General features: G+C 47.2%; 27 protein-coding genes and 1 riboswitch. Of the genes, 21 read left to right on the plus strand and 6 right to left on the minus strand.

The genetic code is table 11. The annotated features are described in order from the left end of the window. Nucleotides 1-16: 16 nt before the first annotated feature. Nucleotides 17-589 (minus strand): LOG family protein, encoded by a 573-nt coding sequence (locus C943_RS18675; RefSeq protein WP_008631015.1) that lies wholly within the window; start codon nucleotides 587-589, stop codon nucleotides 17-19. 83 nt (nucleotides 590-672) lie between these two features. Between C943_RS18675 and C943_RS18680 the strand changes: the two genes are divergently transcribed. From C943_RS18680 to crtD, 12 genes are all read left to right on the plus strand, one after another. Next, nucleotides 673-1,242: a non-canonical purine NTP diphosphatase gene (locus C943_RS18680; protein WP_008631017.1), complete on the plus strand. Its 570-nt coding sequence runs from the start codon at nucleotides 673-675 to the stop codon at nucleotides 1,240-1,242. Nucleotides 1,243-1,261: 19 nt separating this feature from the next. Further along, a complete protein-coding gene (locus C943_RS18685) occupies nucleotides 1,262-1,888 on the plus strand; it encodes a uridine kinase family protein (RefSeq protein WP_040481338.1) in 627 nt (208 codons plus the stop codon). A gap of 69 nt (nucleotides 1,889-1,957) precedes the next feature. After that, nucleotides 1,958-2,323 carry a hypothetical protein gene (locus tag C943_RS18690; protein ID WP_008631021.1) on the plus strand — a complete coding sequence of 122 codons (366 nt, stop codon included), beginning with the start codon at nucleotides 1,958-1,960 and terminating at the stop codon, nucleotides 2,321-2,323. 77 nt (nucleotides 2,324-2,400) lie between these two features. Further along, nucleotides 2,401-5,367, plus strand: coding sequence for a protein translocase subunit SecDF (secDF, locus tag C943_RS18695; RefSeq protein WP_008631023.1), 2,967 nt, complete (start codon nucleotides 2,401-2,403; stop codon nucleotides 5,365-5,367). A gap of 137 nt (nucleotides 5,368-5,504) precedes the next feature. Next, nucleotides 5,505-6,185 (plus strand): hypothetical protein, encoded by a 681-nt coding sequence (locus C943_RS18700; protein ID WP_008631025.1) that lies wholly within the window; start codon nucleotides 5,505-5,507, stop codon nucleotides 6,183-6,185. 39 nt (nucleotides 6,186-6,224) lie between these two features. After that, nucleotides 6,225-6,635 carry a hypothetical protein gene (locus C943_RS18705; protein WP_008631037.1) on the plus strand — a complete coding sequence of 137 codons (411 nt, stop codon included), beginning with the start codon at nucleotides 6,225-6,227 and terminating at the stop codon, nucleotides 6,633-6,635. Between the two features lie 122 nt (nucleotides 6,636-6,757). Continuing rightward, nucleotides 6,758-7,339: a hypothetical protein gene (locus C943_RS18710; protein WP_169334643.1), complete on the plus strand. Its 582-nt coding sequence runs from the start codon at nucleotides 6,758-6,760 to the stop codon at nucleotides 7,337-7,339. Between the two features lie 46 nt (nucleotides 7,340-7,385). Beyond that, the gene (locus tag C943_RS18715) at nucleotides 7,386-8,141 is read left to right on the plus strand and encodes a sensor histidine kinase (protein WP_008631044.1); all 756 of its coding nucleotides are present in this window, start codon (nucleotides 7,386-7,388) and stop codon (nucleotides 8,139-8,141) included. Between the two features lie 36 nt (nucleotides 8,142-8,177). After that, nucleotides 8,178-8,804: a response regulator gene (locus C943_RS18720; RefSeq protein ID WP_008631046.1), complete on the plus strand. Its 627-nt coding sequence runs from the start codon at nucleotides 8,178-8,180 to the stop codon at nucleotides 8,802-8,804. Continuing rightward, nucleotides 8,801-9,832 (plus strand): oxidoreductase, encoded by a 1,032-nt coding sequence (locus tag C943_RS18725; protein WP_008631049.1) that lies wholly within the window; start codon nucleotides 8,801-8,803, stop codon nucleotides 9,830-9,832. The genes C943_RS18720 and C943_RS18725 overlap by 4 nt, the downstream gene beginning before the upstream one ends. 282 nt (nucleotides 9,833-10,114) lie before the next feature. Then, the gene (locus C943_RS18730; protein ID WP_008631055.1) at nucleotides 10,115-11,581 is read left to right on the plus strand and encodes a glycine--tRNA ligase; all 1,467 of its coding nucleotides are present in this window, start codon (nucleotides 10,115-10,117) and stop codon (nucleotides 11,579-11,581) included. Nucleotides 11,582-11,699: 118 nt separating this feature from the next. Then, nucleotides 11,700-13,172: a 1-hydroxycarotenoid 3,4-desaturase CrtD gene (crtD, locus tag C943_RS18735; RefSeq protein ID WP_008631059.1), complete on the plus strand. Its 1,473-nt coding sequence runs from the start codon at nucleotides 11,700-11,702 to the stop codon at nucleotides 13,170-13,172. A 49-nt stretch (nucleotides 13,173-13,221) separates the two neighbouring features. On the opposite strand, the gene C943_RS18740 is transcribed toward crtD, so the two are convergent. After that, nucleotides 13,222-15,783, minus strand: a complete 2,562-nt coding sequence (locus tag C943_RS18740) for a M14 family metallopeptidase (RefSeq protein WP_008631061.1) — start codon at nucleotides 15,781-15,783, stop codon at nucleotides 13,222-13,224. A 158-nt stretch (nucleotides 15,784-15,941) separates the two neighbouring features. Between C943_RS18740 and C943_RS18745 the strand changes: the two genes are divergently transcribed. The 4 genes from C943_RS18745 to C943_RS18760 all read left to right on the plus strand — a co-directional run bounded on the left by C943_RS18745 (nucleotide 15,942) and on the right by C943_RS18760 (nucleotide 17,444). Continuing rightward, on the plus strand, nucleotides 15,942-16,121 hold the full coding sequence (locus C943_RS18745) for a PLDc N-terminal domain-containing protein (RefSeq protein ID WP_008631063.1): 180 nt from the start codon (nucleotides 15,942-15,944) through the stop codon (nucleotides 16,119-16,121). 161 nt (nucleotides 16,122-16,282) lie between these two features. Further along, the gene (locus C943_RS18750; protein WP_008631065.1) at nucleotides 16,283-16,576 is read left to right on the plus strand and encodes a type II toxin-antitoxin system TacA family antitoxin; all 294 of its coding nucleotides are present in this window, start codon (nucleotides 16,283-16,285) and stop codon (nucleotides 16,574-16,576) included. Beyond that, complete coding sequence (locus C943_RS18755) at nucleotides 16,573-17,064, plus strand: GCN5 family acetyltransferase (protein WP_040481346.1); 492 nt, start codon at nucleotides 16,573-16,575, stop codon at nucleotides 17,062-17,064. Before C943_RS18750 ends, C943_RS18755 begins: the two co-directional genes overlap by 4 nt. Next, on the plus strand, nucleotides 17,061-17,444 hold the full coding sequence (locus C943_RS18760; RefSeq protein ID WP_040481348.1) for a hypothetical protein: 384 nt from the start codon (nucleotides 17,061-17,063) through the stop codon (nucleotides 17,442-17,444). The genes C943_RS18755 and C943_RS18760 overlap by 4 nt, the downstream gene beginning before the upstream one ends. Nucleotides 17,445-17,589: 145 nt before the next feature. Here C943_RS18760 and C943_RS18765 read toward each other — a convergent pair whose 3' ends face one another. The 4 genes from C943_RS18765 to C943_RS21870 are packed head-to-tail and all read right to left on the minus strand — an operon-like array spanning nucleotide 17,590 to nucleotide 20,568. Beyond that, a complete protein-coding gene (locus C943_RS18765) occupies nucleotides 17,590-18,162 on the minus strand; it encodes a hypothetical protein (RefSeq protein WP_040481350.1) in 573 nt (190 codons plus the stop codon). A 50-nt stretch (nucleotides 18,163-18,212) separates the two neighbouring features. Continuing rightward, complete coding sequence (locus tag C943_RS18770; RefSeq protein WP_008631072.1) at nucleotides 18,213-19,106, minus strand: TIGR01777 family oxidoreductase; 894 nt, start codon at nucleotides 19,104-19,106, stop codon at nucleotides 18,213-18,215. A gap of 55 nt (nucleotides 19,107-19,161) precedes the next feature. Beyond that, nucleotides 19,162-19,596: a fluoride efflux transporter CrcB gene (crcB, locus tag C943_RS18775; protein WP_008631074.1), complete on the minus strand. Its 435-nt coding sequence runs from the start codon at nucleotides 19,594-19,596 to the stop codon at nucleotides 19,162-19,164. 45 nt (nucleotides 19,597-19,641) lie between these two features. Continuing rightward, nucleotides 19,642-20,568: a GNAT family N-acetyltransferase gene (locus C943_RS21870; RefSeq protein WP_157198619.1), complete on the minus strand. Its 927-nt coding sequence runs from the start codon at nucleotides 20,566-20,568 to the stop codon at nucleotides 19,642-19,644. Between the two features lie 238 nt (nucleotides 20,569-20,806). Between C943_RS21870 and pnuC the strand changes: the two genes are divergently transcribed. From pnuC to C943_RS18805, 5 genes are all read left to right on the plus strand, one after another. Further along, nucleotides 20,807-21,430 (plus strand): nicotinamide riboside transporter PnuC, encoded by a 624-nt coding sequence (pnuC, locus tag C943_RS18785; protein WP_008631078.1) that lies wholly within the window; start codon nucleotides 20,807-20,809, stop codon nucleotides 21,428-21,430. After that, on the plus strand, nucleotides 21,423-21,950 hold the full coding sequence (locus C943_RS18790; RefSeq protein WP_040481354.1) for an AAA family ATPase: 528 nt from the start codon (nucleotides 21,423-21,425) through the stop codon (nucleotides 21,948-21,950). The genes pnuC and C943_RS18790 overlap by 8 nt, the downstream gene beginning before the upstream one ends. A gap of 124 nt (nucleotides 21,951-22,074) precedes the next feature. Beyond that, nucleotides 22,075-22,593 (plus strand): hypothetical protein, encoded by a 519-nt coding sequence (locus tag C943_RS18795; protein ID WP_157198620.1) that lies wholly within the window; start codon nucleotides 22,075-22,077, stop codon nucleotides 22,591-22,593. A gap of 114 nt (nucleotides 22,594-22,707) precedes the next feature. Beyond that, a complete protein-coding gene (locus C943_RS18800) occupies nucleotides 22,708-23,772 on the plus strand; it encodes a fatty acid desaturase family protein (protein ID WP_008631091.1) in 1,065 nt (354 codons plus the stop codon). Nucleotides 23,773-23,994: 222 nt separating this feature from the next. After that, nucleotides 23,995-24,091, plus strand: a riboswitch (TPP riboswitch). Between the two features lie 180 nt (nucleotides 24,092-24,271). After that, nucleotides 24,272-26,665, plus strand: a complete 2,394-nt coding sequence (locus tag C943_RS18805; RefSeq protein ID WP_008631092.1) for a TonB-dependent receptor — start codon at nucleotides 24,272-24,274, stop codon at nucleotides 26,663-26,665. Nucleotides 26,666-26,693: the final 28 nt, after the last annotated feature.

Consider the following 26,693-nt stretch of genomic DNA (forward strand, 5'->3'; position numbering starts at 1 on the left):
AATTTTCGAATCCCCCTTATTTCACTTCCCACTTTTCGATATACTTTGGCTCAAAGGCCAGCATTTTGTCGAGTAGCGAAGCGGGATCTTCATCTACGATCAAAAGGTCCATTTGGGCTTGGTGCAAAAAACCTTCCCGGCAGGCATGGGAAAGGAAATCAAGGAGCTTGTCATAATATCCATGGAGATTATACAGTGCGAGCGGCTTTTGGATATAGGCGAGTTGGTTGAGGGTCATGATTTCGAATAGCTCCTCAAAAGTGCCTATCCCGCCCGGCATTGCGATAAAACCGTCGCCTTTTTCGGCCATCAGCCATTTCCGGTCACGCATGGTTTCGACTACGGTAAGTTCAGTGAGTTCCCGATGGGCGACTTCGATGTCTACGAGTTTTTGGGGGATGACGCCATACACTTCTTTGCCGGCGGCGAGCAGGGCGTCAGCAATCACACCCATCAAGCCGACATTCCCCGCGCCATAGACAAGTGCCAAGTCGCGCTTTGCCATTTCATTGGCCAAAGCCAAGACACCCTCGGCGTAGGCGGGATTTTTTCCTTTATTGGAACCGCAGTAGACAGTGATTTTTTTCATGGACTTCGATTTTTGATTTTCAAAAATACATCATTCCTTCGGACGGCCTCCCAATTGGAGGATTTCTGTCTAATTTTACCGCCATGAAAATCTGCTTCGCCACAAACAACACCAAGAAAATCGCCGAAGTGAAAGCCGCCTTGGGCCCTGACTTCGACATCGTCTCGCTCGAGGCTATCGGCTGTCGGGAAGAGCTTCCTGAGACCGGCAATACGCTCGAAGCCAATGCTTTTCAAAAAGCCCGTTATGTCAAGGACCACTATGGCGTGGATTGCTTTGCCGATGATACGGGCTTGGAAGTAGATGCTTTAGCTGGGGCGCCGGGGGTTTATTCGGGTAGATTTGCAGGTGAACCACGCAGCGACGAGCGGAATATTTCCCTTTTGCTTGAAAAAATGAAAGGACAAACGAACCGTGCGGCCCGTTTCAAGACGGTGATTGCCCTGATTTTGGATGGGAAGGAATATGCGTTTGTCGGTGAAGCGCAAGGGGAAATCCTGCAGGAAAGGATCGGCACGGGAGGCTTTGGATATGATCCTGTCTTTCGCCCAAGGGGATTTGAAAAAACCTTTGCGGAGCTGAGCATGGAAGAAAAAAACGCCATCAGTCACCGAGGCAAGGCCGTCAAGGCCTTGGCTGACTTTCTGAAATAATTCCGTATTTTTGACCCCCATGAAAAAACCGTTTATTGTCGGTATCACGGGTGGTAGTGCCTCTGGCAAGACCTTATTTTTGGATAAATTGCTGCATGCCTTTGGCCCTGGCGAGGTATGTCTTATTTCCCAGGACAACTACTACAAGCCCCGCCACCTGCAGCCGGTCGATGACATGGGTATCCACAATTTTGATACGCCGGGCTCCATTGATTTCGCCCAATACGCCGAGGATATCCGTAAAATCCAAAACGGAGAGACAGTTTACAGACAAGAATACACCTTCAACAATCCCAACAAAAAACCAAAAATCCTTGAATTCGCACCTGCGCCGGTCGTTGTGGTCGAAGGTATTTTTGTGCTCTACTATCCCGAATTGGCTGATTTGCTGGATTTAAAAATCTTTATCGATGCCAAGGAATACATCAAGCTAAAGCGGAGGATCGTGCGGGACAAGGTCGAGCGGGGCTATGACCTTGACGACGTACTCTACCGGTATGAGATGCACGTGATGCCGACCTACGAGAAGTATATTGAGCCATTCAAGAGCGATGCCGACCTCATTGTGACCAACAATCGGAATTTTGACAAAGCCTTAGATGTCATCCGAACTTACCTGCGGGCTAAAACTAAGGTTTCACTTTGATTTTCACTCCCTTTGCATAATTCCTACTTTTCCCTTTGGAAATCACATTTCTTTCTATATTTGCGTCCCATGACCAAAACGAAGAACCATACCAATCTGTGGAAACAAAGACTGAGCCTGCTGCTCGTGTTTGTTTTTTGCCTTTTGGTATCGGCGTCTGAGTATTTTCCCTTAGAAAGTAAGCAATTCGACGGCACCGAACAGACTGATAAATCCGCACAGGATTCTTCTTCGGGAAACGAAACCTACCTCAACGTCGCTGTAGACGCGGTTGTGCCCTTTGCCGCGGGTCTTGCTTCACAGGTTTTTCACCTGATTTACGAATATGTCAGTTTTGAACCGCCAGTCCGGTCAGGTCATTCGGTCTCTGCCCCTTTGAATTATCCTTTTTGGGAAATATTGCTCGAGCGCATCATCTCTCCCAATGCTCCCTGATTCGTTTTTTTAACTCATCCACTTGATCCCTTTGGGATTACAATCCAATTCGTAACTAAAACAAATCAACAATCAATATGCGTAACCAAGGCGTTATCGTGTTTTTGACGGTAGTCATTACAGCATTGTGTCTGTATTACCTGTCATTCACATTCGTATCCAACAATATTCAGCAGAAAGCTGAAACTTTCGCGACTGATGCTGCAGGCAACGTCGACTTCGACAGAAAGCAAGCGTACCTCGACTCGATCTATAGAGAGCCGGTGTACAACTTCCTCGGTGCCAAATTCACCTACAAAGAAATCAAGGAAACCGAGCTTGGTCTAGGTCTTGACCTTCAGGGTGGTATGCACGTCACTTTGGAAGTTTCCCCGGTGGAAATTCTGAAGGGACTCTCCGGTAATAGCAAAGACCCGGCATTCAATGCAGCATTGGAAGACGCTACCCAGCAGGCGAAAACCTCCAACCAGAAATTCGTCAACCTATTTTACAGCGCTTGGCAAGAAAAAGCGGCCGGTAAGAACCTGAGCTCAGTATTCGCTACCGCTGCAAACCGTGGCAGGATTTCTTTGGAATCCTCTGATAGCGACATCCTTCAGATCATCGACACGGAGGTTGAAAATGCGATCGACCGTTCTTTTAATATCTTGAGGACCAGGGTGGACCGTTTTGGTACTTCCCAGCCAAATATCCAGCGTATCCAAGGCTCAGGTAGAATCCAAATCGAACTTCCTGGAGTGTCCAATCCTGAAAGGGTTAGAAACCTGCTCCAAGGTGTGGCTAAGCTCCAGTTTTGGGAAGTTGCCGAGCCAAATGAGTACTTCATGGAGTTGCAGGCGGTCAATGACTTCCTCGTATCCGAAGCAGTGGCAAAAAAGGCCGCAGATACCGGAGCGACCACTCCTGCACAGCAAGACAGCTTGGCGGCTAGTGAGTTGGAACAGCAATTGTCAAAAGGAACTGATTCTCTTGACCTTTCCTCTTCAGTTTCCCCCATTTTCGCCCTTTCCAAAGGTGGGGGCGCTCTCGTATATGAGGTTCGCGACACGGTGACGATCAACAGGATTTTCGTACGCGAGGACGTGAAATCCCTGTTGCCAAGAAACACCAAGTTCCTTTGGTCTGTAAAGCCTGACAATACGACTGGCGTTGAGCTTTTGGAATTGTTCGGTATCAAAACTGATAGGACGGGAGACCAAGCGCCATTGGAAGGAGATGTCATCACGGACGCACGTCAGACTTTGGACCAGACTTCCCGCCCTGCAGTCAGCATGCAAATGAATGCTGATGGCGCAAGGAAATGGAGAAAATTGACAGGGGACAATATCGGCAGAAGAATCGCGGTTGTGCTTGACGATTTCGTCTACACAGCTCCGATGGTACAAGGTGAAATACCTTCTGGACAGTCTGAAATCACTGGTAACTTCACGATCGATGAAGCCAAGGACTTGGCAAACATCCTGAAATCAGGCTCCCTTCCTGCCCCAACCAAAATCGTGGAAGAAGCCATCATCGGCCCAACTTTGGGTAAAGAAGCACAAAGCCAGGGTATCATTTCGATGGTCGCAGGCTTGGTATTGGTTGTATTGTTTATGATTGCCTACTACTCCAAGGGCGGCTTGGTAGCCATCGCCGCGCTGGTATTCAACATTTTCTTTATCCTCGGTATCCTTGCCCAATTGGGTGCTGCATTGACTTTGCCAGGTATCGCGGGTATTGTGTTGACCATCGGTATGTCGATTGACGCCAACGTGTTGATCTTCGAGCGGATCAAGGAAGAATTGGCAAATGGGTCAAATCTGCTTGCCGCCATCAACCAGGGTTACAGCAAGGCGTTTTCATCCATCTTTGACTCCAACCTGACCACCTTCTTGGTCGGTGCGATTTTGTATGCTTTGGGCCAAGGTCCGGTAAAGGGCTTCGCGATTGTATTGATGATCGGTATTGCGTCTTCATTCTTCTCAGCTGTGTTTATCACGAGGCTGATCGTGCATTGGATGTCCAAAAAAGGCGACAAGAGCAATATCTCCTTCTCTACCCCATTTGCAAAAGGCTTGCTCAACAACCTCAATATTGACTTCATGGGCAAGCGTAAGGTTGCCTATCTCATTTCGTCAAGCATAATCGTGTTGGGCTTGGCGATCGGTATGATCAATGGTTTGAAGTTTGGTGTGGACTTTACGGGAGGTAGATCTTATATCGTAGCTTTCTCCCAGGCCTTGCCTGCATCCGACCTCAAGGTGGGTTTGGACAATGAATTCGAAGGATCCGTGGAAGTCAAAACCTACGGTGCCGACAACATCATGAAAGTGACCACTTCCTACATGATCAATGAGGACGATGACAACTCCAATGCAGAAGTCGAGAGAAAAGTTCGTGACGGAATCGCTGCAGTAACTGGACTGACCTATGCCACTGACGCAAGCAATTTGGGATCCGGCCAGTTTGCAATCACAGGATCTTCCAAAGTAGGTGCAACCGTTGCAGACGATATCAAGAAATCTTCTGCTGAGGCGATGTTCTTCGCTTTGGCTGCAATCTTCCTCTATATCTTGTTGAGATTCCGCAAGTGGCAGTTCTCTTTGGGATCAATTGTAGCTTTGGTTCATGACGTGTTGTTTGTGGTAGCAGCCTTTGCGATTGCCAATGCCTTGGGTGCAAATTTTGAAATTGACCAAGTCTTTATCGCTGCGATATTGACCGTGGTGGGTTATTCTATCAACGACACGGTGATCGTATTTGACCGTATCCGCGAAAATCTCGAGGTAAGGGGTACTACGAAGCTTACCCAAATGTTCAATGACGCTTTGAACCAGACTCTTTCAAGAACGCTTATCACTTCCTTTACGACATTGATTGTGGTGATCGTCCTCTTGCTATTTGGCGGACAGGTATTGGGAGGATTCTCCTTTGCATTGTTTGTCGGTATCGTCGTGGGTACTTATTCGTCTATCTACATTGCTTCCCCAATCGTGGTGGATTTGATGAAGAAAGAGCTTGAAGCGGAAAAAGCAGAAGTTGTCCCTGCCAAGAAAAAGGCCTAAACGAAACAATTTTGGCTGAAAAAGGGCGGTGATTCTGGGAATTGCCGCCCTTTTTTTCTGCTTTTTCGAAAAAATACCCCAAACAGGGGATTTTTTCGTTTTAATGTATCGCTTAACTTTCAAACAAAATTAGACCAATGTTTGGAAGCATTTATTTGACAGTCATCGCCTTTGGCCTCGTTGCATCGGCTTTGTATTTGGTCTTTGATAAGAAAACCGATCATCCTTCACAACGGATTTTTTTAGGCATCCTCGCCATGGTGTTGGTATTGGAAACAATCGGCCTGCTTACAGCAAGACAGCACATCAACAACTCCCTCGGATACAACATTGGTTTTGTATACCTGGAATCCCTGCTGCTGATAGGCTATTTTTATTTTATGGAGAAATCCCTGTTTTTCAGAAAGATCATCCTTCTTGTCACGCTTTTTCTGTCGGTCTGGGGCATGGTTGTCTCGGTTCAGCTTCAGGATATCCGAACCGTCTTTCAATATTTCGCTTTTTTGCCCTTTGGTCTTTTTATTCTGTTTCTATCAGGAAGGCTCCTCAGCCAAATCCTCAACCTTCGAATGTTTGAAGATTGGAACTTGCTTTTGTTGCCGCATTTCTGGATTCCGACCGCCATTATCTTCTTCTATTTGGAGGCACTCCTGATTTTTGGAGCGTATCAATTCATCCCCGATTTTGTCCTTGCCAATGTAAAAGTGCTCTTTGGGTTCAATAGGTTTATTGCCGGGACGATGTATTTTGTATTTGGTTTTGCATTTTTTATTCCTTTGATTTATGAAAAAATCCTACATAAAAGGCATTTGAGCTGAGGGATTCGGTTTGATTTTTCACCAATTAAAAAACCAAACATGACTCGGGAACAACTGGAGCTATTCCGGCGGGCTTATGATAAGTCCGTCAAAAAATGCGTCAAAGGCAAAAACAAGGACGGCAAGGATATCGCCGAGCAATCCGATTGGGTATTCTTCGACCGGGACCTGATACAGTCCCTACTCGATATGACCGACCCCAAGGCAGGTGGGCTCAAGATGTATTTTGGACAATACGACAAGGAAAACCTGGATATCATTCCCCTAGACCGCAAGGATAGGGAAGATTATATCGGTAGAATGTCGATTGCGATCGCAGCTGCAAACAGGACTGAAAGGGGGATTATTGATGTAACGGGTGAAAACAGCGATCCTGCTCTCAGATCCCAATCCTCTGGGGAATCCGTCAGAAACCTTGGGCAACTATGTCCGCCTAATTGTAACCCGTAAAGCAAGTGGGATTATTGAACTGGTACAACCTTATGATTTGGGCAGGGATGCTATTCAGCATTCCCTGTTTTTTTTTGGATTTGAAAGAGTTTAGAAGTAGCCACAGACTGGTATTCATAATCTTGACACTGGTGTCTGCCGTCGAGTTTTATGGGAAGTATCTGGGCCTACGCGGGATTAACAACGGTTGGATATACAATATTGGCGCCGTATATGGAGAAACGATCTTGATATTGTTCTTCCTCGCAGTTGCTGTAAATAATCAAAAAAGCAAGTTTTTGCTTCGGTCAACTGCAGGAGCGTTTTTCTTATATTCGATTGTGTACACGATCTTCTTTCGTCCAATTGATCAATTCCACAATTTCAGCGTAACTGTAGCAAGCCTATTAATTATCTTTGGCTGTTTTTATTACTTTTTTGAAATCATGTTTTATGATTATTATCTCGAAAAGCAACTGTGGAAAATCCCTGATTTTTGGGTGGCAACGCTATTGCTACTTTTCTTCAGTTCCTCTTTTCTTTTTTTCGCGTTTTTCCCAAAGGTAATCGCGATGGATGCCAAACTTTGGGGCACGCTGAATTTCATGTTGAAGTTGATCGGAGGCACAATGTATCTATCTTTTGGTTTGGTCTATTATCTCCCCTTGCTGAGGGAAGGAAATCAGGATGATTTCCCAAATGATTTGGCAACAAGTAAATCTTGATGCCTAAATATCTGGAGTAAGAAAAAAATGCAAAAAACGGCTATCCATGCAAGATGAAGGATCAGACTTATTTCTAATCATCCTCTTGGGCTTCTTCCTGATGCTCTTGATGGTTTCGTTTATCGTACTGATGCTGCTTTACCACCGTCAGAAGCAGATCAAGAACAAGGAAAGGCTCAAAGCCATCCAAACTGAATACGAAAAGACCATCCTCAACGTGGAAAAGGAAATCAGGGAGGACGTACTTTCCTTTGTCGGCAGGGAGCTTCATGACAACGTCGGTCAGCTACTTTCCCTCGCCAAACTCAATCTTTCCAGCACCAAGCCCGAGAAAATCTCCGAAGGTAAGAACATGCTCAATGACATCATCAGAGAGGTACGTTCACTCAGCAAGGCGCTGAACCTCGATTGGGTCGAAACGATAAGCCTAGAGGATTTCATCCAGAGGGAATTGGAAAAAATCGGAAACCTCGACTTTTGTACCGTTGATTTTTCCTGCCATGGGCCATCCCTCACATTGAGCAAGGACCAAAAGTTGGTGCTGTTTCGCATCATCCAAGAATGCCTCAACAATGCCATCAAACATGCGCAGCCTAGTATGATTGCGATCGAAATCAATGCAGGGAAATCACCAACAGAGATTTTGATCAAGGATGATGGAAAAGGATTTGACCTCAGGCAACAATCCAACGGACAGGGGCTCCGCAATCTCCAATACCGCATGGAAACCATCGGTGGTAAACTCGAGCTCATTGCCGCCCCGGGAAAAGGTACACAGGTCAAACTCCTTTTGCCGAATTGACTTTCTTCCCCTATATTTTCGATTCATTGAATCACCATGATCCGAATAGCGCTTGCCGATGACCATAAAATGTTTGCAAAAGGCATAGCGGGCCTTTTGGAGGAAGAGGACGATCTGCGCGTGGACGGGATTTTTTCCAATGGAAAGGATTTACTTGACTTTTTGAAAACCCATGAAGTCGATGTCATCCTGACCGACATGAATATGCCTGTGCTCGACGGGGCGGGGGTATTGGAAGCCATCAAAAAAACCAGTCCAAAGACCAAAGCCATCGTATTGTCCATGTACCACGACGAGGCAATCTACAACCGCAGCATGAAACTCGGAGCCGATGCCTATGTGCTCAAAAACTCCGATCCAGATGAATTGATCTATACGGTCCGGGAGGTATTCGAAGGGAACTATCTTCCCAGCTACTCCAAGCTTCAGCAGCAAACCGAGTCTGACGAATACACGGACTACTACAAACTCAAATTCCAGCTTTCCAAGCGAGAGACACAGATTCTCCGCATGATCAAAAATGGCATGACCAACAAAGAAATTGCGGCAAGCCTTAACCTGAGTTTGTTCACCGTAGAGGCGCATCGAAAAAAGATCCACTCCAAGTTGAAAGTAAGCTCAGTCAGCGAACTTATCAGAAAAGCCATCGATATCGGAATATGAAAAAGATCAGGGTCGCACTCGTTGGGTATGGTTCCGTGGGAGAAAAAATCCACGCCCCGCTGATCCACGAGAATTCGGAATTGGAGCTTACCGCCGTGGTCGAACGGCACCATGCAAAGTCCCAAGAGAAGTATCCCCATGTGAAGGTTTTCCGAAGCCTGGAGTCACTGTTGGAAGCCGGAGTGGCTGACTTGGTCGTGATCGTCACGCCCAATGAGCTGCATTTTCCGCAAGCCAAACTCGCCTTGGAATCGGGTCTCCATGTCGTCGTGGACAAGCCGGTGACGGTATTTTCTGGGCAAGCCAAGCAATTGGATGCGCTCGCAACGGAAAAAGGAAGGCTGTTGTCGGTATTCCAAAACCGGCGCTGGGACGGGGATTTTTTAACTGTTAAAGAGATTCTCCAACAGGGCACCTTGGGAAGGATTGTGCATTTCGAGTCACACTTTGACCGGTTCAGGCCACATTTGGTCAACAACTGGCGGGAAAAGGACTTGCCGGGAAGCGGGATTACCTATGATCTCGGTACGCATTTGATCGACCAAGCAGTCGTGCTCTTTGGAAAGCCGGATTGGGTGTATGCAGACATCCTGAAACAGCGAACCGAAGCCGCGGCGGATGATTTTTTTGATATTACGCTGATGTATGGGGATTTGAAAGTCAGGCTGACAGCCTCAGTCATGGTGAATGCACCACTGCCAAGGTTCTTGCTGTTGGGAGAAAAGGGCAGCTATTCCAAATACGGCCTCGACGTGCAGGAAAAAGCCATGAAGGCTGGTATTCCGCCAAGGGGAGATGATTGGGGTGTGGAACCCGAGGAATCCTGGGGTAAACTTTACCTGGAAAACGAAACCCAACCCCAACCGACATTGAGGGGAGACTATCGGCTTTTCTACCAAAATATCGCCGATGCTATTTTGGGCAGGACCGCGCTTCAGGTGAAAATGGAGGAAGCGATTGTGGTTTTGGAGATAATTGAGGCCGCTTTCAAAAGCCATCAAGAAGGTAGGAGGGTTGTCTTGGGGTGATTTTCGCTATCCAGCTTCCCTTGAAGCAGGATTTTGTGTGTATCAGCTCTTGCCAAGAAAGTGCTGTTTTCGGAAAAGCAGCACAACCCAGCTTTTTGATAGGTCCCTCTCTACGATAGCAATCGGGACTTCGGGACGACAAATTGAAGCCCTATCTGTCAATTGGACTTTGCTAAAGGGCAATGCGTTTCGTTGTCACTCCGACGAAGGAGGAGTCTGAGGAATCGTTGCAGTTCATTTTTCCTCCTTGCTATTCGACCAATTTCTTTAATTTTGCGGCCTATGGCAAAAACCGAACAAACTGCGGAAAATACGCAACTGAAAGATATTATCGCCCATGCCAAAGAGTATGGGTTTGTGTACCCATCTTCCGAAATCTACGATGGCCTTCAGGCTGTGTACGATTATGGAGCGTATGGGGTGGAGTTGAAAAACAACCTCAAGCGCCTGTGGTGGGAAACGATGACCCGCCTCAACGAGAACATCGTGGGCATCGATGCGGCAATTTTTATGCATCCGACGACTTGGAAAGCATCAGGGCACGTCGATAGCTTCAATGATCCCATGATCGACAACAAGGACAGCAAAAAACGCTACCGGGCGGATGTCCTTGTCGAAGAACACGCCGCCAAGCTGGAAAAAGAAGGCCAAGTGGAAAAAGCGAAATCGCTTACAGCCGCGCTGGCGAGACTTTTGGAAGCGGAGGATTTTGCTGCCGTGCGCGAATTGATCGTCAACGAAGGCATCAAATGCCCGATTTCAGGTACGTCCAATTGGACAGAAGTGCGTCAGTTCAACCTGATGTTCAGCACCCAAGTGGGGTCGGTAGCGGAAGATGCTTCCACCATTTACCTCAGACCTGAGACCGCACAGGGTATTTTCGTGAATTTCCTCAATGTCCAGAAGACGGCAAGGATGAAGGTTCCCTTTGGTATCGCCCAAATCGGCAAGGCCTTTAGGAATGAGATCGTTGCCAGACAATTCATCTTCAGGATGCGCGAGTTTGAGCAGATGGAGATGCAGTTTTTCGTTCGTCCAGGCTCTGAGTTGGATTGGTACAAGGAATGGGCCGCCACGCGCATGCAATGGCACAAGGCACTGGGTATTCCTGAGGAAAAACTACGCAGGCACGACCACGAGAAGCTCGCCCACTACGCCAATGCGGCGATGGACATCGAGTATGAGTTCCCCTTTGGCTTCAAGGAAGTGGAAGGTATCCACTCCCGCACGGATTTTGACTTGAAAAGCCACCAGGAATACTCCAAAAAGAAACAGCAATATTTCGATCCCGAGATCAACCAAAACTACATCCCTTACGTGATCGAAACTTCCATCGGTGCCGACAGGCTCTTTTTGATGACGCTTTGCAACGCCTACGTGGACGAGCAATCCGAGGAAAAGCAAAGGACCTACTTGCGCTTGCACCCGGCCATAGCGCCTGTGAAAGCCGCCATTCTTCCTTTGGTGAAAAAAGATGGATTACCCGAAAAAGCACGCGAAATCGTGGATTTGTTGAAATATGACTTCAACATTATTTATGAAGAAGCGGCTTCGATCGGTAAGCGATACACGCGTCAGGATTTGATCGGGACGCCGTTTTGCATTGCCGTCGACCACCAGACTTTGGAAGACAACATGGTGACGATTCGTCACAGGGACACGACCGAACAGGAGCGCGTTCCGATTGCCGAGCTACACAGCCGCTTGACGGAAGCTTGCAGCTTCAGGCGCATTTTCGAAAAACTCTAATCAAAAAGCCCCTTGAAGACCAGCAAGGGGCTTTTTCTTTTAATAAATCCGCGGCATTTTTCCCTTTTCAAAACAAATCCCCATATTTCAAAAGTTAAGCTCCATATCAAAAAATAGCATGGGAAACAAAGCCATCATCATCGGTTCGGGGATTGCGGGGATCGCGGCATCGATTCGCTTGGCCAACAAGGGCTACCAGGTGGAGGTCTTCGAAGCGAACGCGTATCCAGGTGGGAAACTTTCGGAAATTGAGATCCAAGGCTATCGGTTTGATGCGGGGCCATCGCTCTTCACACTTCCCGAACAGGTGGAGGAGCTGTTTCGGATTTCGGGGAAAAACCCGGACGAACATTTCCAATACACCAAACTTCCCGTTGTTTGCCATTATTTCTGGGAGGATGGTACGCGTCTCAATGCATTTGCCGATTTGGATCAATTTGCGCAGGAAGTCGAACAGCAACTCGGCGAGCCGGCAGCGCATGTACATAAGGCTTTGGAACGATCCTCGTACATCTATCAGCATTTGGCACCGCTGTTCATGCACCGCTCACTGCACCGTTTCGGCACCTGGGTCAATAAGGATGCGCTCAAGTCTTACTTAAGGATGGGCAAGTTGGGGATTTTCAGCACGATGAACCGAGCGAATGAAAGGCATTTTCAAAACCCCAAAGTCGTGCAGCTGTTCAATCGGTACGCCACCTACAACGGCTCCAATCCTTACGAGACCCCGGCGACCTTGAACATCATTCCGCATTTGGAATTCAATATCGGAGCATTCTTTCCCAACAAAGGCATGCACGATATCACGCTGAGTCTTTACCGATTGGCTTTGGACTTGGGTGTGAAATTCCATTTTGGTCAAAAAGTCGAGGAAATCCTCGTCGAAAATGGACAGGCATCTGGTGTCAGCATCAAAGGGACCCGGCATACCGCCGAACTTGTGGTGACCAATATGGACATGGTCAACGCCTACAAGACCATCCTGCGGAAGCAAAAGCAGCCAAAACTACTGTTGAACCAACCCAAATCGAGCTCGGCCTTGATTTTCTATTGGGGGATCAAAAAGGACTTCGCCGAATTGGATTTGCACAACATTTTTTTCTCGGAAAACTACCGGGAGGAATTCAGCCATATTTTCCAAAAGGGAACGATCTACCACGATCCGACGGTCTACATCAATATCACATCGGTTTACAAAAAAGACGACGCTCCCGAGGGCTGCATGAATTGGTTTACCATGATCAATGTACCCAACAACCAGGGTCAGGATTGGGATAGGTTGATCAAAGAGGCTCGAAAAAACATCCTTCAAAAACTGAATCGAATCCTGCAAACCGATGTCGAGTCCCTGATTGAAGTAGAGGATATCCTCGACCCAAGAACGATCGAATCCCGCACCTCAAGTGCCAATGGTGCGCTCTACGGCAACAGCTCGAACAACAAGTATGCGGCATTCCTGCGCCACGCCAATTTTTCCTCCGAGATCAAAAACCTCTACTTCTGCGGCGGCAGCGTCCATCCCGGGGGCGGCATTCCGCTCTGTCTGCTTTCCGCCAAAATCATGGCAGAAATGATACCCGAAGGGAAATAAAAAAGCCTTCAGGATTGCGGTCCTGAAGGCTCATTCAACTTTGGTGAAACTATCTCGCAGTTCCCGAATTAATGGTTTGCCCAAAAAAGACCGCGTTAAGAAACAGCTTGTTGGTGCCAAACCAGAAGGCGCGGAAGTTGGCGTTGTCTGCCATGCCAATCACACGACCTTGCCCTTGTCCAGAGACTTTGATGGCAGCGGTATTTTTGATCTGATCGCGGTTGGAAGGATGCAAGTAACCTGAAGCCAAAGGCGATTCCGGATAGACCATCACATTGGCGTATGGATTTTCGGAGATTTGGAGAAAGAGGTTATTGTCCCGGAATGAGAAAAGCTCGGCTTTGGTATAGCCATAGCCCAAAGGATGAGTAATGTCCAGCTTCACGTTCATGATGGCACCTCCTGTGACCCTTGCGCCCATGGCATTTTCAAAATCGGCATAGCGTCTTTGGACTTGTTTGTCCTCGTACGGAACAGTTTTGAATTTGAAGGCAGCGACTTCCTGCTGGTCAAGCCAGGACATCGCATTGCCCTGGGCTATCAGCGTACCGCCGCTTCTGACCCAGTCCTTGAGCTTTTCAGCGCCGGATTTTCCGAGTTGTCCATAGCCGCCTTCAGGCATCACGATGACGTTGTACCTTGACAAATCTGCAGCACCTATCCTGGACAGAGGCAGCAAGGTCGCAGGCATCTGCATGCGCTGGTCCAACAAATGCCAAATTTCGCCTGCCTCATTGCTGCTGACACCCCCGTCCACCAGGATGGCGATGGAAGGCTTGCTGAGGACGTCGATTTTTGGTGAACCGATATTTGCGCCTTGGGTGTAGCCGGTTTGGATGCCGTGGATATCAATTCCCGTCTCTGCGGCGATTTTCACCAAATCATTGTGTAAATCCTGCTCGCTGCGGTTGGATTGACCCCTGCTGACGAGGATGCTGCCCCGTGCCATGGGCTTTCCGTCAGGGAGAATCAGTGGCTCGTGACTCACTCGGACGAGGTATCCTTTTTCCATCAAGGCATACGCTGCTTTGGGGGCATAGTATTCATTCCATTCAAATAGGTAGCTGTAGCTGCCCACTTCTCCCAAGACCTTGCCTTTTTTCAACATCAGAGCGCTTTGGTTCACCTGTTCGACATTGGCAAGGTTGAGGATCTTGCTGTTCAGTGCCATGAAATCCAGATTGAAAGCCATCGGCATGGTCCAAGCCGAAACATCGTAGAACAAGCTATCTTGGAAAGTTGTGCGGGTTTCGAAGAGGGATTTGATCAGTCGGTATTGGGGCTGGTTTAGCGGCACGATGTAAGCCTTGTCTTTTTCGAACTGGACGCCATTGACGGTGATATCCTCGTTGAGTTTGAACAGGTCGATCTTGTGCTGGAGGATCATTTCTGCCAAATGGTAAGTACGGCCGCCGTCCTCTTTTGCGCCAAAAATGTAGGCCTTGTTGGGATCTACATCGGATTCGGCTTTAGCTTCTTTGTAGAAATCCCTCAAGTATGTGTTCATTTCCACCCGCATATCCTTGGCTGCTTCGAAGGAAGAAAGTGTGCAGACAAACTGGTTGCGGATCGTAAAGGCGAATGTCACCGGGCCATAGATACTCTCCTGCAAATGTCCCCGAGAAGAGGCCTGCTCAAAAAGAATCCCGACCGAGCCTTGGACATCCGGATAGGTGGAGCCTTTTCCATAGTAGAAATCATCGAAATTCTCCTGCGTGTAGTACAGCGATCCGATCCTGTCCAGATACTTGGCATGGTAAAGGCCAATCTTTTCGGTGAGTTCGAAGTTCTTTTTGGGAGTCAAGGGATGGTTTCTCGCTGGTACGCCGGGCTGAAAGAAGAAGGTCGAATTGGTGCCCATTTCGTGAAAATCCAAATGGATATTGGGAAGCCACTGCTGGAACTTGGCGACGCGGTTGCGGGACTCGGGATGCTGCACGGGTAGCCAATCGCGGTTGAGGTCAAACCAATAGTGGTTGGTCCTACCCCTCGGCCAGGCCTCGTTGAGTTCGCGGTTGTTGGCATCTCCGTTCATCACGTAGCTCTTGTGGGAGTTGACCCAAGAGGCGAATCGGTTGACGCCATCGGGGTTGAGCGCTGGGTCGAGGAGAATGATGATGTTGTCTAGATCAGCTGCGATCTCATTGGCTGCTGCAAAATGGTAGGCTGCAAGCAAGGATGCATTCACGGCGCTCGCTTCATTGCCGTGTACCGAATAGCCTGCCCACATCACCAAAGGCATGTTTTGAAGGTTGGGATTGGCTGCCGGGTCACGGAGTTTTTGACGCTCAGCCAGGATTTGGGGCAGCTTACCATGGTTTGCTGGGGAAGTGATTGTCAACACGATTTGTGGACGCATCTCGTAGCTTCTGCCGATGACTTCCAATTTGACCCGATTGGAAGATGCCGCCAAAGCTTGCATGTACATCACCACTTGGTCATGCGAGGCATGCCAGTCCCCCACTTCGAAGCCGAGGATATCTTTTGGCTTGGGCACTTTGGGGTCGTAGGTATATCCTTTTGGCAAATAATAGCCCAGATCCGTTTGCGAAATACCGATGGTCTGGAGGGCAAAAAGGAGAAAGAGAGCAAGTTTCAGGCGTAAATGCATAGGATTGAAGAAATGAACCGGGGTCGATTTTAGTCCTTTTTGAGAACAAAATTCTGTACTTTCGTTTGAGAGGTAAAATTTGGATACTCTATGGTGTCCGCAGCCTCATGGATTTTCCAGTGAAAAAGTGTTTTTAAGTTTTATAAAAAAACAAAAATATGTTCGGCATCGGAATATTGGGCGTCTTGATTTATGCCTATACGATCTATGATGTGGTCAGCAGCAAGTTTGCGGGGAACAACGACAAACTCATCTGGGTGCTGATTGTCTTATTCCTGCCCCTCTTGGGCACGGTACTGTGGTTTGTGATTGGGAGGAAGTCTGCGACAAAGACTTAACGAGCATTTTGCCCAGCGGGAATTTTCGATTGGCTGTCGGAAGGGATCATATTCCAAGAGGGTAATCAATCTGAATGATGTCAAAGTTGAACGATTTGATACGACTATTATTCAATTTGTTATGTACGACTATTTGCCGTACATTCGTAAAAAAATTCGCCATGGATACAATATCAACTTCCAGCAAAGACGAGCGCATTGAGATTCGGATTTCCGCTGCCGACAAGCAGGTTTTTTTGAAAGCCCAAAAAATGAGTGGAGACAAATCCTTTAGCAGTTTTTTGGTGCGCATAGTCAAAGAAAAGGCTACGGAGATTATCGCAAAAAATGAGGTAATCATCGCGAGCGAACAAGATCGGGAAAAGTTTTTTGAAGCTGTGTTTAGTAGCCAAAAACCGAACAAGAGGTTGATTGAGGCCGCGAAAAGGTACAAATCTAAGATTGCATTGTTGTGAGGATTGTTTTACTGGAAAAAAGCCATAATCGACATGAATTTTATTGTGAAGAAGAATCCTTGACAGAATATATTAAGACGCAAGTGAGTCAAGACGTTCGGAAGCGGCTTGCAACATGCTTCGTAGCAATAAATGATGCCGAAAAGGTTTTGGGATATTATACGCTGTCTAGTGAAAGCCTTGGAAGAGAAATGATTCCGGAAAGGTTTATAAAACAAGTACCCAAAAGCTACAATGCGCCTGTTATTTTGTTAGGGCGTCTAGCGAGAGATGTTTCACAGAAAGGTAACGGACTTGGTGAATTTCTACTTTTAGATGCATTATTCAGAAGTTACGTGCTGTCAAACGAGAGTATCGGTGCCATGGCAGTAGTTGTCGACCCAATCAACAATAAGGCAGTTGACTTTTACCTGCAGTATGGTTTTGAGAAACTTCATACCTCAGGCAAGATGTTTCTGCCTATGAAGATAATCGAGCAATTGATTTGATTTTTGAAGAAATCGAGCTATTTAATGGCAGAAAGAGGCAGCCAATGGACGAGAAATTGAAATACAATAAAGTGCTTTGGATAGAAATCGGCCATTGCGATGGGAAGCATTTTCTTTTGGGGAATCCGCACACGTATAAAGGTCGTATACATGCCTATTGCCCAAAAAAAGACACCACGTTTTGCATATCGCTCTGCGAGATAACCAAAATGTCGAAAGAGTCGAGATATTGGATAAGCGGATATTTAAGCGGTAACGAACCCGCACCACCCGAAGAATTTGACGGAGAGACATCGGTTGACTATTTTCAAAGTCAACGTTACAAATCTTGGGAAAAACAAGTAAAGCACTTTCGCGAAAAAGGAGAGCTTGGTGAATAGGTTTGCAAAACCATCCAGTTTCTTTCGATTTCACTTTCCATACACCTCCCGCAGCGCAGCCTCCAACTCCGGGTTTTTGAAGTTAATCAACCGGGACTTGTTCGTTGAAAAAAAGCGACAATGTGTTATGAATCTTTAGAGCTTTTTATTCTCCAAGGCTTGTCGTAATTCTCCAAAACGCTTTTTTGTTAGGCAGTCTAAATTCCACGTATCTGGTTCCAAATAACCCTTTTACACGCTTGATTTTCATTTTGCTTTTGACAATCTTTTTTTCTTTGCTATCAATGATCATCACTTTGCCACCCAGAATCAAATCTCCTCCGACGAAGAATAATTGTTCCAATATGGCTTTATCAGGATTAGAGTAATTTGAATGACCAAACATTTCCTTTCGCTCGGAATCTGAGTAGTCAAACCAATAGTCAGTCAAAGAAATTTTTTGATGATTTTCATTGAGAAGGCTCACTAAGTGATCGTGTCGTTCAAAGGACCTAAAGGACTCTAAATCCGCAGAATTGCGTGTTGCTTGAACCATTGAATCCATTTCACTTTGCTTAAAGATCACAATTGCAAATTTCTTGTGTATAATTAGGATACTTTCGTCTATCGTGTCAAAATCGGCGGAATAGAATACCTTACTTCTTATTTCATCGTAGTTCACTTGCGCAAAAATTCGGAAAGGAATTAAGAGAAATGTCAAGAAAATCAATTTATTCATATTGCATTTGGTGAATCATCACGATTTCTTGATCAGCAAAATAGCGACTTTCATTTGTAAACCTCCCGCAGCGCACCTTCCAACTCCGGATATTTGAATTTGAACCCTGCTTCCTGGATTTTTTTGGAGGTAATTTTGTTGCCGCCAAGCACCATTTGCGCCATTTCACCCAAGGCCAGCTTCAATCCAAAAGCAGGTACGCCGATACCGACATAGGGTTTCCCGGCAAACTTCGCAGCCACTTTTGTCAATGAAGCATTTGTAGCGGGGTTTGGACCGACGGCATTGTAGATGCCTGAGGCTTTTTCATTCTCCAATGCCCACAAAAACATCCCCGCCAAATCCTCGATATGTATCCAACTCATCCACTGTCGGCCCGTGCCCAAAGGCGCGGTGACCGGTGGTTTCATCATTTCCTTCAATGCACCGCCGTCCTTGTCCAGCACGATTCCTATCCGAAGCAAAACCGTCCTCAGGCCTTGGCTGGCGATCTGCTGCACGCTGTTTTCCCAAGCCTTTACTACGCTTGCCAAGAAATCGCCACCTGACTCTGAATTTTCATCCACCCATGCGTCATGGGTATCAAATCCATAGTACCCCACCGCAGATGCCGAAACGAATGCCTTTGGGACCTTGGGAGATATCCTGATTGCTTCAAGAAGGAGCGCGGTCGAGGCTGTCCTGCTGGTCAGAATCGCTGACTTGCGTTCGGCTGTCCATCTTTTTTCGGCCACACCTTCTCCGGCAAGGTGAATGATGGCATCGGCCCAAGCAATCGCCTTTGGGTCGATGAACTGTTTTTCTACATCCCAGGCAAAGGAAAGTTGCTTGTTGCGCTTTGGGTCGCGACTAAGCCAGGCTACAGTATGTCCTTTGGATTCCAGCAGCGCGGTGATTTTTCTGCCGACCAGGCCCGACCCTCCTGTTATCAATACTTGCTTCATGGGATTATTCATTTTCTACAAAAGCCTGCAAACCTGAAAATTGTTTTCCAAGCAATCATCTCGCCAGGTAAAAACCCAGCAGGACGGCCAATAGGCCCAATGCGACGCTTACGCCAATGTAAATGAGGGAAAGGGAAATATTTCCTTGTTGCAGCATTTGAAGGTTTTCGGAAGAGAAAGTGGAAAAGGTCGTAAATCCGCCGCAAAAGCCTGTGACCCCGAGGAGGTACCATTCTTTTGGGATTTCCGCCTGTTTGTAAAAAATCCCAAGAAATACCCCAATCAGCACGCAACCCAACATATTAGCCATGAAAGTCCCAAAGGGAAATGTGCTCGGGATGAATTTTTGACACAATAGACTCAGCCCGTACCGGCAAATGCTTCCGATTCCTCCGCCTACACCTACGATCAGTATTTCCTTCATCCAGCTTGTGTTCAAGAGAGGCAAGTTAATCAAAATCAACTCATACAGACCTGTGATTTTGGACAAATGGAGCGATTGCAAAGGATGTATGAAAACCAAACAGGGGCTCGGCTAATCAAGTGCCTTCCTCATGCGGTAGTTGACCAACTCGAGAAAGTGCGATTTTTTCAATTGCTCTATTTCCACCTCAAACCCCAGGTTTTCAAAAAAACGCCTGGCTGTGATGCTCACATCGGCATAGATCGACTTGTGACCTTTTGCGCGCGCCTGATTTTCGAGTTTCTGGTAAAGTCCACGACCCACTCCTTGATGTTGGTGGTCTTTGTGGGTGAAAAGGTAATCCAAATAGCCATCCTCCCGCAGGGAACCAAACCCGATGATTTTGGCCCCGTCCACGGCCTTCACAAAGAAGTCATGCCAAATCCCATGCTGCCATTTGTCCATGGCCGAGTGCCAATAGGACCAATCGTCGACTTGTTCCTTCGTATAATCCTTGATATTGACAAATTGGATCGTGTTGTAAAAAAGATCGGTGATCTCCGGGATATCCGTTTCCTTGGCGAGGTAGTAGCTCCAAGGCACGTCCGATAGCCGTTTGATGTACAGTCCACTTGAGTGGGCGCTGAAGCCAGCTTTCTCAAGCAGCCTTATTGAAGCATTGTTTTCTGGGGTTGGGTCGGCGACCACATGCTCGAATCCTCCGGTGGCACGGATATCCCGTACGAGGAACTCAACCAATTTTGACCCGTACCCTTTCCCTAAAAAACTCAATTCCCCGATCAAGAAATCAATCCCCGCTGATCCCAAAGGTGCCTCTGACCAAATGCCCAAGGGTGCCAAATGGGCATCGTAATGCTGGACAAAGGCAAAAGGCTTGCCGTCCTCGACAATGAAATGATGTATCCAATCGGCATCCAAGTTGGCCTCGATCTCGTGGAGCCAATCCTCGGGCACGCCAAAATACTTCCTTGCAGGCTCAGTCTGAAGCCAATCGTTGAGAAGGGGAAGGTCTGCCAAAGTGAATTTTCTCGCGATCATACTGTTAAAAAAACTTATTGTTCTGATTTGCCTGCTCCGTCTTCCCAAATCCGCCTCTTCAGCAAAAGGCAATATGTGTCCCCGGCGCGTTTCCACTTTTTGGATCGAAAAATCCCAAGTCACCTAAATCTAATTATATCTTTGGGGAAAGAAAAATTTTGGACCGAAATCCAATTTCCTTTTTCAGCCGCTTTTACAATAATTTTTCAATCACTGAATTTCTCGCTTTATTCGCCCTATGGATTTTCAATGGTTTTGGGAGGGAATCAGGCAAGGCATCGCGCAGATTACTTGGCTTGAGGGCATTGCTGTGTTTTTTGGAATTGCGAGTGTGGTTTATTCGATCAAAAAACATATTTGGGTATTCCCAACGGGGATGATCAGCACCCTGATTTACGTGTACATCTGTCTGAAATTCAAGCTCTACGCGGATATGGGCATCAATGCTTACTATTTTTCGATGTCCATCTATGGTTGGTTCTGGTGGACTCGTCCGCAAAAGGAGAAGGAAGCGCTTCCCGTAACCTGGCTTGACCGCATGGGTATCATTTATTCTTTGGCCCTGTTTTTTGGGTCATACGCTGTTCTCTCATTCGTGCTGAGCAACTTCACCGATTCGGATGTGCCTTATTGGGATTCCTTCACGACGGCTTCGGCATTCGTGGGCATGTGGCTAATGGCAAAAAAGAAAGTGGAGAATTGGATCGCTTGGATTGTGACTGACGTCGCATCTGTGCCCCTGTATTTTCACAAGGAATTGCTGCTCACATCGTTCCAGTTTTTGTTTTTCACGGTGCTCGCTGTGATCGGACTTTTTGCCTGGATCAAAGCAGCCAAAACCAACGTCGAGCAATATGCTTAGGAAAGTGGTCGTGATCGGTCCCGAGTCAACAGGGAAAAGCACTATCTCGGAAGCTTTAGCCGCACACTTTGGATGCGATTGGGTTCCGGAATATGCGAGGGAGTATTTGGAGAATCTCGGCAGGCAGTATCGATACGAGGACCTGCTCGCAATCGCAAAAGGCCAAACAAATCTTGAGGATCAAATGGCTTCAAATAATGAAGGCCTACTCATTTGTGATACTGACCTGCAGGTGATCAAGATTTGGAGCCAACATCGGTTTGGAAAAGTTGATCCTTGGATAGAATATCAGATCAAAGCTCGGAAATATGATCTTTACCTATTGGCCAATATCGATATCCCTTGGCAAGACGATCCACTGCGTGAGCACCCCGCTCCGGAGATGCGGCAATATTTTTTTAGGAAATACCATGAGACGCTTGAAGCCTCCCGAGTTCCTTTTTATGTGGTTTCGGGTGATAAATCAGCAAGACTTCAAACGGCTATCGCTCAGGTGAAAGCCTTGTTGGGGATTGAATAATTACCTGCTTTTTTTCAAATATCACTAGAAAACGACCCCACATGTTGTGTAGAAATGTGGTTTATTTTTAAGACCTTAGAAATCATTTTTGATCATTTCAGTAAACCCCAAAGACATTGACAAAATGAAAAAACTCCTTTTTATCGCGGTACTTTTTTTTGCGGCGGCGGCGCATGAAACTTCCGCACAAGACAAACCAAATCCGACCGAAGTGGCGCGGGTCACAGGCTACTTTAGCTACCTGATGCCATTGGTGAAATTCCAAGATGGCGAGAGTATCTCCAACTTCAGCGATGGATTTGCCATGGGTTTCCCGGCAGGTTTTATCTTGGCCACAAAAAGTGGACGCTACGGCTATATATTCGAATTGGTGCCTATCATCGCTTTTTCGGAGGGTACCAGTAGGATGGATAACCTTGTTTTCAATCCCGGCATCCAATTCCACATACCTGGTGGCTGGAACTTCAACGCCCTCGCTTCTTTCGAAACATCAGGTCGGTATGGCCTGACACCGGTGATATCCAAAACCCTCCGGGTGGGGGAATATACGAGCTGGTTCATGACCGTTCCGGTACCGGTCCGCTTCGGTGCCAATCGTCCGACTTCATTGGAATTTGCGCTTCAGCTGGGCTTTGCGTTTTGAATATTCAATAAAACCGCCTGATTGCTAGTGCTTTCTCCAAGTATTTGTCGTATCTTGTGCAAATTTCACTTTTTACACTAAAATTAGAATACCCTCGAATAATTGAATTACCCAATGCAAATTCCAAAATTCAGTAAAGCAACGCCCTTCCAGTCAGAACTCAGAGGGCGGATCAGATCGTATTTCAACGAACAAAAACTCAAACCAACCGGTAATCTATCCCTTTATTGGAAAGCCATTTTGTTGGTGACCTTGTTCGTTGCCACCTATGTCCATTTGGTGTTTTTTACACCATTTTGGGCAGTAGCCTTGTTGGAGTGTATACTCCTGGGAGGTTTAGCCTCTGCAATAGGTTTCAACGTGATGCACGATGGCGCACATGGCAGCTTTAGCAGCAAAAAATGGGTCAATGAACTCGCGGGCGTCACCATCAATTTCCTAGGAGCCAACGTGTTTATGTGGAAAACCAAGCACAATGTGGCCCACCACACGTTCACCAACATTCCCGAAATGGATGATGACATGAATGCTCGGCCCTTGTTGAGGCTTTGTCCAGCCCAAAAACATTACAAAATCCACCGTTACCAGCACCATTATTTCCTGTTTGTATACTCCATTCTTTATCTCTATTGGGTGTTTGTGACGGACTACAAAAAATACGTACAGCGGCGTGTCGGCGGTACTCCCCTCCAACCCATGAAGGCAATGGACCACGTCTCATTTTGGGGATTTAAGTTGCTGCACCTGGTACTGTTCGTTGCAATTCCGGTCTACATGCTCGGATGGTCTGCTTGGATCATTGGTTTTTTGACATTTGGCATTTCTACGGGGATTTTCCTCAGTGTCGTGTTCCAATTGGCACATTCGCTGGAGGAGACTAATTTCCCAATTCCAGATGCCGAATCCCACCAATTGGAGGACGATTGGGCGATACATCAGTTGAAGACGACATCCAATTTTGCCACGGACAACAAGGTACTATCTTGGCTGGTCGGTGGGCTCAATTATCAAGTTGAGCATCATTTGTTTCCGAATATCTCCCACGTGCATTACCCCGCCATCAGTAAGATTATCAAGCAAACCTGCCAAGAATACAACATACCCTATTTGGAACATTCCAAAATGCGCCACGCCTTTGTCTCACACGTGAACCACCTGCGGGAATTGGGTAGAGTTTAAAAGAACCCTAACCGAAAAATATCAAAGCCAAGGCGTTATGCTTTGGCTTTTTTTTTGACAATTTTTTGCCCTTTGGGATTCAAATACCAAGTTCCCGAAAGCTGATTGATACCGCCAATTCTTCTCCATATTTTCGCTCGGCATAATCAGGACCTACTCAAAACGGAAATTTTTTATTGACCGATGGGTTTGAAATCTGAAACATTCCAACATAACTTTGTCACAGATCATGAGGGGTGCCTTAATACAACGGGCTGAGATCATACCCACAAGACCTGATCCGGGTAGTGCCGGCGAAGGGAAATGAGTAACCAATTGCAGTAATACTATCCAGAGTTTCTTTTCGGAGAAATGACTTAAAGTCCGCTGGCGTATGTCGGCGTTTTGCGCGCATAGGATAGGATTTCAGCATTGGATGGGTCAAACAAAAAAGGAAGACCGCCCCTAGGTTTTCCGATGTTTCACCAAATCACTGCGACAAGCGGTACAAGCGTACATCATGAAAAAAATCTTTTTCCTCTGGGCAATGCTGCTCATAGGTTCGGCTGCGATCGCGCAGTCCACAATCCGAGGCGTCGTCAGAAGCAAGGACGGCGAAACCCTCGTCGGTGCAAATGTCGTCCTGACCGGGACAGGGAGGGGTTCGACGACAGACCTGAATGGTTATTTCGAAGTCAAAAACGTTCCTTCCGGGAAATACAACCTCCGCGTGAGTTACATGGGATATGAGAGCTACCTGCAGGAAGTCGAATCGCCTCTTGCCGGACTAATGGAAATTAGCCTGAATCCAAGCAGTATCCTGTCGGAGGAATTTATCGTCTACGCCACCCGCGCCTCTGAGCGTACCCCGACTACCTTCAAAACTGTCAGCAGGGAGGAAATTGCCAAACTGAACCTCGGCCAGGATATTCCTGTCCTTCTCAACTTCACGCCCTCGGTCGTGACACACTCCGATGCGGGTGCCGGAGTCGGCTACACCGGGCTGAGGATTCGTGGTTCCGACCAAACCCGGATCAATGTCACCATCAACGGCATCCCGCTCAACGATGCCGAATCCCACGGCGTTTTTTGGGTCAATAAGCCGGATTTCGCGACTTCCGTCGAAAACATCCAAATCCAACGGGGCGTCGGAACATCCACCAACGGTGCAGCTACGTTCGGTGCGAGCATGAATATCCAAACGGACAAACACCAGGAAGAGGCATTTGGCGAAGTGGACAACTCTTTTGGCTCGTTCAATACTTGGCGGCATATGGTCAAAGTCGGAACAGGCCTCCTCAATAATCGCTGGGCCTTTGATGCCAGGCTGTCTCAAATTACGTCTGACGGCTATATCGATCGGGCATTCTCGGATCTGCGCTCCTATTTTCTTTCGGGAGGATATTATGGAGAAAAGCACGTCGTCAAAGTCAACATGTTTTCGGGCAAAGAGCAAACCTACCAAGCCTGGGAAGGCGTACCGGAAGCGTTATTGAAAACCAACCGGACCTTCAATGCCTATACCTACGACAATCAAACCGACAATTACCAGCAGGACCATTATCAATTGCTCTATACGGGAAATTGGAACGCGAACTGGAAGGCCAACGCGGGACTACACTACACTTACGGTCGCGGTTTTTTCGAACAGTTCAGGGAAGATGACCGCTTGTCGCGCTATGGTCTGGATCCGATCGTGATAGGCAATTCGGTGATAACCCGTACCGATATCATCCGCAGAAGGTGGCTGGACAATGATTTTTACGGTGCTGTGTTCTCTTTGAACTATATCTCCGACGATTCCCGATGGAATGTCATCATGGGTGGCGGCGCCAATCGGTACGATGGGGATCATTTTGGGGAAATCATTTGGATGGGAACGGCCGGACCTACCCAAATCCGTGACCGCTACTATGACAACAATGCGGTAAAAGACGACCTGAACCTTTATACCAAAGCGACCTATGAGGTTTCCAAAGGATTGTTCTTGTTTGGTGACCTACAATTCCGCGGAATCAACTACCGCTTCAATGGCATTAACGACGACCGGCGGGATATCGAAGGATTCTATACGTTCCGGTTTTTCAACCCCAAATTGGGTATTTCTTACGAAAATGAATCCGGTCAAACTTGGTACGCGTCCTATGCCGTTGCCAACCGGGAACCTGTCAGAAACGACTTTACGGACAGCCAACGCGGTCAAGCGCCAAAACCCGAAAACCTCCAAAACATCGAGGCGGGTGTGCGTACCCAAGAGGGGAACTGGAATTACAACTTCAACTTCTTCTACATGCGTTACAGGGATCAGCTCGTCCTTACGGGCCAACTGAATGACGTGGGTGCCTATATCCGCGAAAACGTACCGAATTCATTCCGAGCCGGTATCGAGATGGACGCATCGTACCGTTTGTCGCCGAAGTGGACGTTGGCGGGTAACCTAACACTCAGTAGAAACAAAATCGACGAGTTCACGGAATATTTGGACGACTATTCCACAGACGACTTTAGGCAGGAGACAATTGTCCACACCAATACGGACATCGCATTTTCCCCCAATGTAGTCGCCGCTGCGGTGATTGACTTCAGACCTTTTCCTGGATTTGAGGTCAACTTGCTCTCCAAATATGTCGGCAGGCAGTTTCTCGACAATACCCAAAACGAAGCGAGAAGCCTCAATCCTTTCATGACCCAAGACCTGAGGTTCAATTATGCGCTGCGACCAAGGTTTGTGAAAAACCTCGAGTTTACCCTTTTGGTCAACAATATCTTCAACCAGCTTTACGAGCCCAACGGCTATACTTTCAGCTATTTTGTCGCGAATGAAGCAAATACCGGGCGGGAACTGGTGACGGAGAATTTCTTCTATCCCCAAGCGGGGACCAATTTTTTAGCTGGCCTAAAGCTGAAGTTTTAATAAATAGCCGGTTGGAAAACATGGTATG

This window comes from Mariniradius saccharolyticus AK6, from assembly GCF_000330725.2.
Taxonomy (GTDB): domain Bacteria; phylum Bacteroidota; class Bacteroidia; order Cytophagales; family Cyclobacteriaceae; genus Mariniradius; species Mariniradius saccharolyticus.

Excerpts from the sequence above, each read along its gene's own strand:
- C943_RS18675 (WP_008631015.1), bottom strand. The coding sequence starts at position 589 with ATGAAAAAAATCACTGTCTACTGCGGTTCCAATAAAGGAAAAAATCCC.
- C943_RS18680 (WP_008631017.1), top strand. The coding sequence starts at position 673 with ATGAAAATCTGCTTCGCCACAAACAACACCAAGAAAATCGCCGAAGTG.
- C943_RS18685 (WP_040481338.1), top strand. The coding sequence starts at position 1,262 with ATGAAAAAACCGTTTATTGTCGGTATCACGGGTGGTAGTGCCTCTGGC.
- C943_RS18690 (WP_008631021.1), top strand. The coding sequence starts at position 1,958 with ATGACCAAAACGAAGAACCATACCAATCTGTGGAAACAAAGACTGAGC.
- secDF (WP_008631023.1), top strand. The coding sequence starts at position 2,401 with ATGCGTAACCAAGGCGTTATCGTGTTTTTGACGGTAGTCATTACAGCA.
- C943_RS18700 (WP_008631025.1), top strand. The coding sequence starts at position 5,505 with ATGTTTGGAAGCATTTATTTGACAGTCATCGCCTTTGGCCTCGTTGCA.
- C943_RS18705 (WP_008631037.1), top strand. The coding sequence starts at position 6,225 with ATGACTCGGGAACAACTGGAGCTATTCCGGCGGGCTTATGATAAGTCC.
- C943_RS18715 (WP_008631044.1), top strand. The coding sequence starts at position 7,386 with ATGCAAGATGAAGGATCAGACTTATTTCTAATCATCCTCTTGGGCTTC.
- C943_RS18720 (WP_008631046.1), top strand. The coding sequence starts at position 8,178 with ATGATCCGAATAGCGCTTGCCGATGACCATAAAATGTTTGCAAAAGGC.
- C943_RS18725 (WP_008631049.1), top strand. The coding sequence starts at position 8,801 with ATGAAAAAGATCAGGGTCGCACTCGTTGGGTATGGTTCCGTGGGAGAA.
- C943_RS18730 (WP_008631055.1), top strand. The coding sequence starts at position 10,115 with ATGGCAAAAACCGAACAAACTGCGGAAAATACGCAACTGAAAGATATT.
- crtD (WP_008631059.1), top strand. The coding sequence starts at position 11,700 with ATGGGAAACAAAGCCATCATCATCGGTTCGGGGATTGCGGGGATCGCG.
- C943_RS18740 (WP_008631061.1), bottom strand. The coding sequence starts at position 15,783 with ATGCATTTACGCCTGAAACTTGCTCTCTTTCTCCTTTTTGCCCTCCAG.
- C943_RS18745 (WP_008631063.1), top strand. The coding sequence starts at position 15,942 with ATGTTCGGCATCGGAATATTGGGCGTCTTGATTTATGCCTATACGATC.
- C943_RS18750 (WP_008631065.1), top strand. The coding sequence starts at position 16,283 with ATGGATACAATATCAACTTCCAGCAAAGACGAGCGCATTGAGATTCGG.
- C943_RS18765 (WP_040481350.1), bottom strand. The coding sequence starts at position 18,162 with ATGAATAAATTGATTTTCTTGACATTTCTCTTAATTCCTTTCCGAATT.
- C943_RS18770 (WP_008631072.1), bottom strand. The coding sequence starts at position 19,106 with ATGAAGCAAGTATTGATAACAGGAGGGTCGGGCCTGGTCGGCAGAAAA.
- C943_RS21870 (WP_157198619.1), bottom strand. The coding sequence starts at position 20,568 with ATGATCGCGAGAAAATTCACTTTGGCAGACCTTCCCCTTCTCAACGAT.
- pnuC (WP_008631078.1), top strand. The coding sequence starts at position 20,807 with ATGGATTTTCAATGGTTTTGGGAGGGAATCAGGCAAGGCATCGCGCAG.
- C943_RS18790 (WP_040481354.1), top strand. The coding sequence starts at position 21,423 with ATGCTTAGGAAAGTGGTCGTGATCGGTCCCGAGTCAACAGGGAAAAGC.
- C943_RS18795 (WP_157198620.1), top strand. The coding sequence starts at position 22,075 with ATGAAAAAACTCCTTTTTATCGCGGTACTTTTTTTTGCGGCGGCGGCG.
- C943_RS18800 (WP_008631091.1), top strand. The coding sequence starts at position 22,708 with ATGCAAATTCCAAAATTCAGTAAAGCAACGCCCTTCCAGTCAGAACTC.
- C943_RS18805 (WP_008631092.1), top strand. The coding sequence starts at position 24,272 with ATGAAAAAAATCTTTTTCCTCTGGGCAATGCTGCTCATAGGTTCGGCT.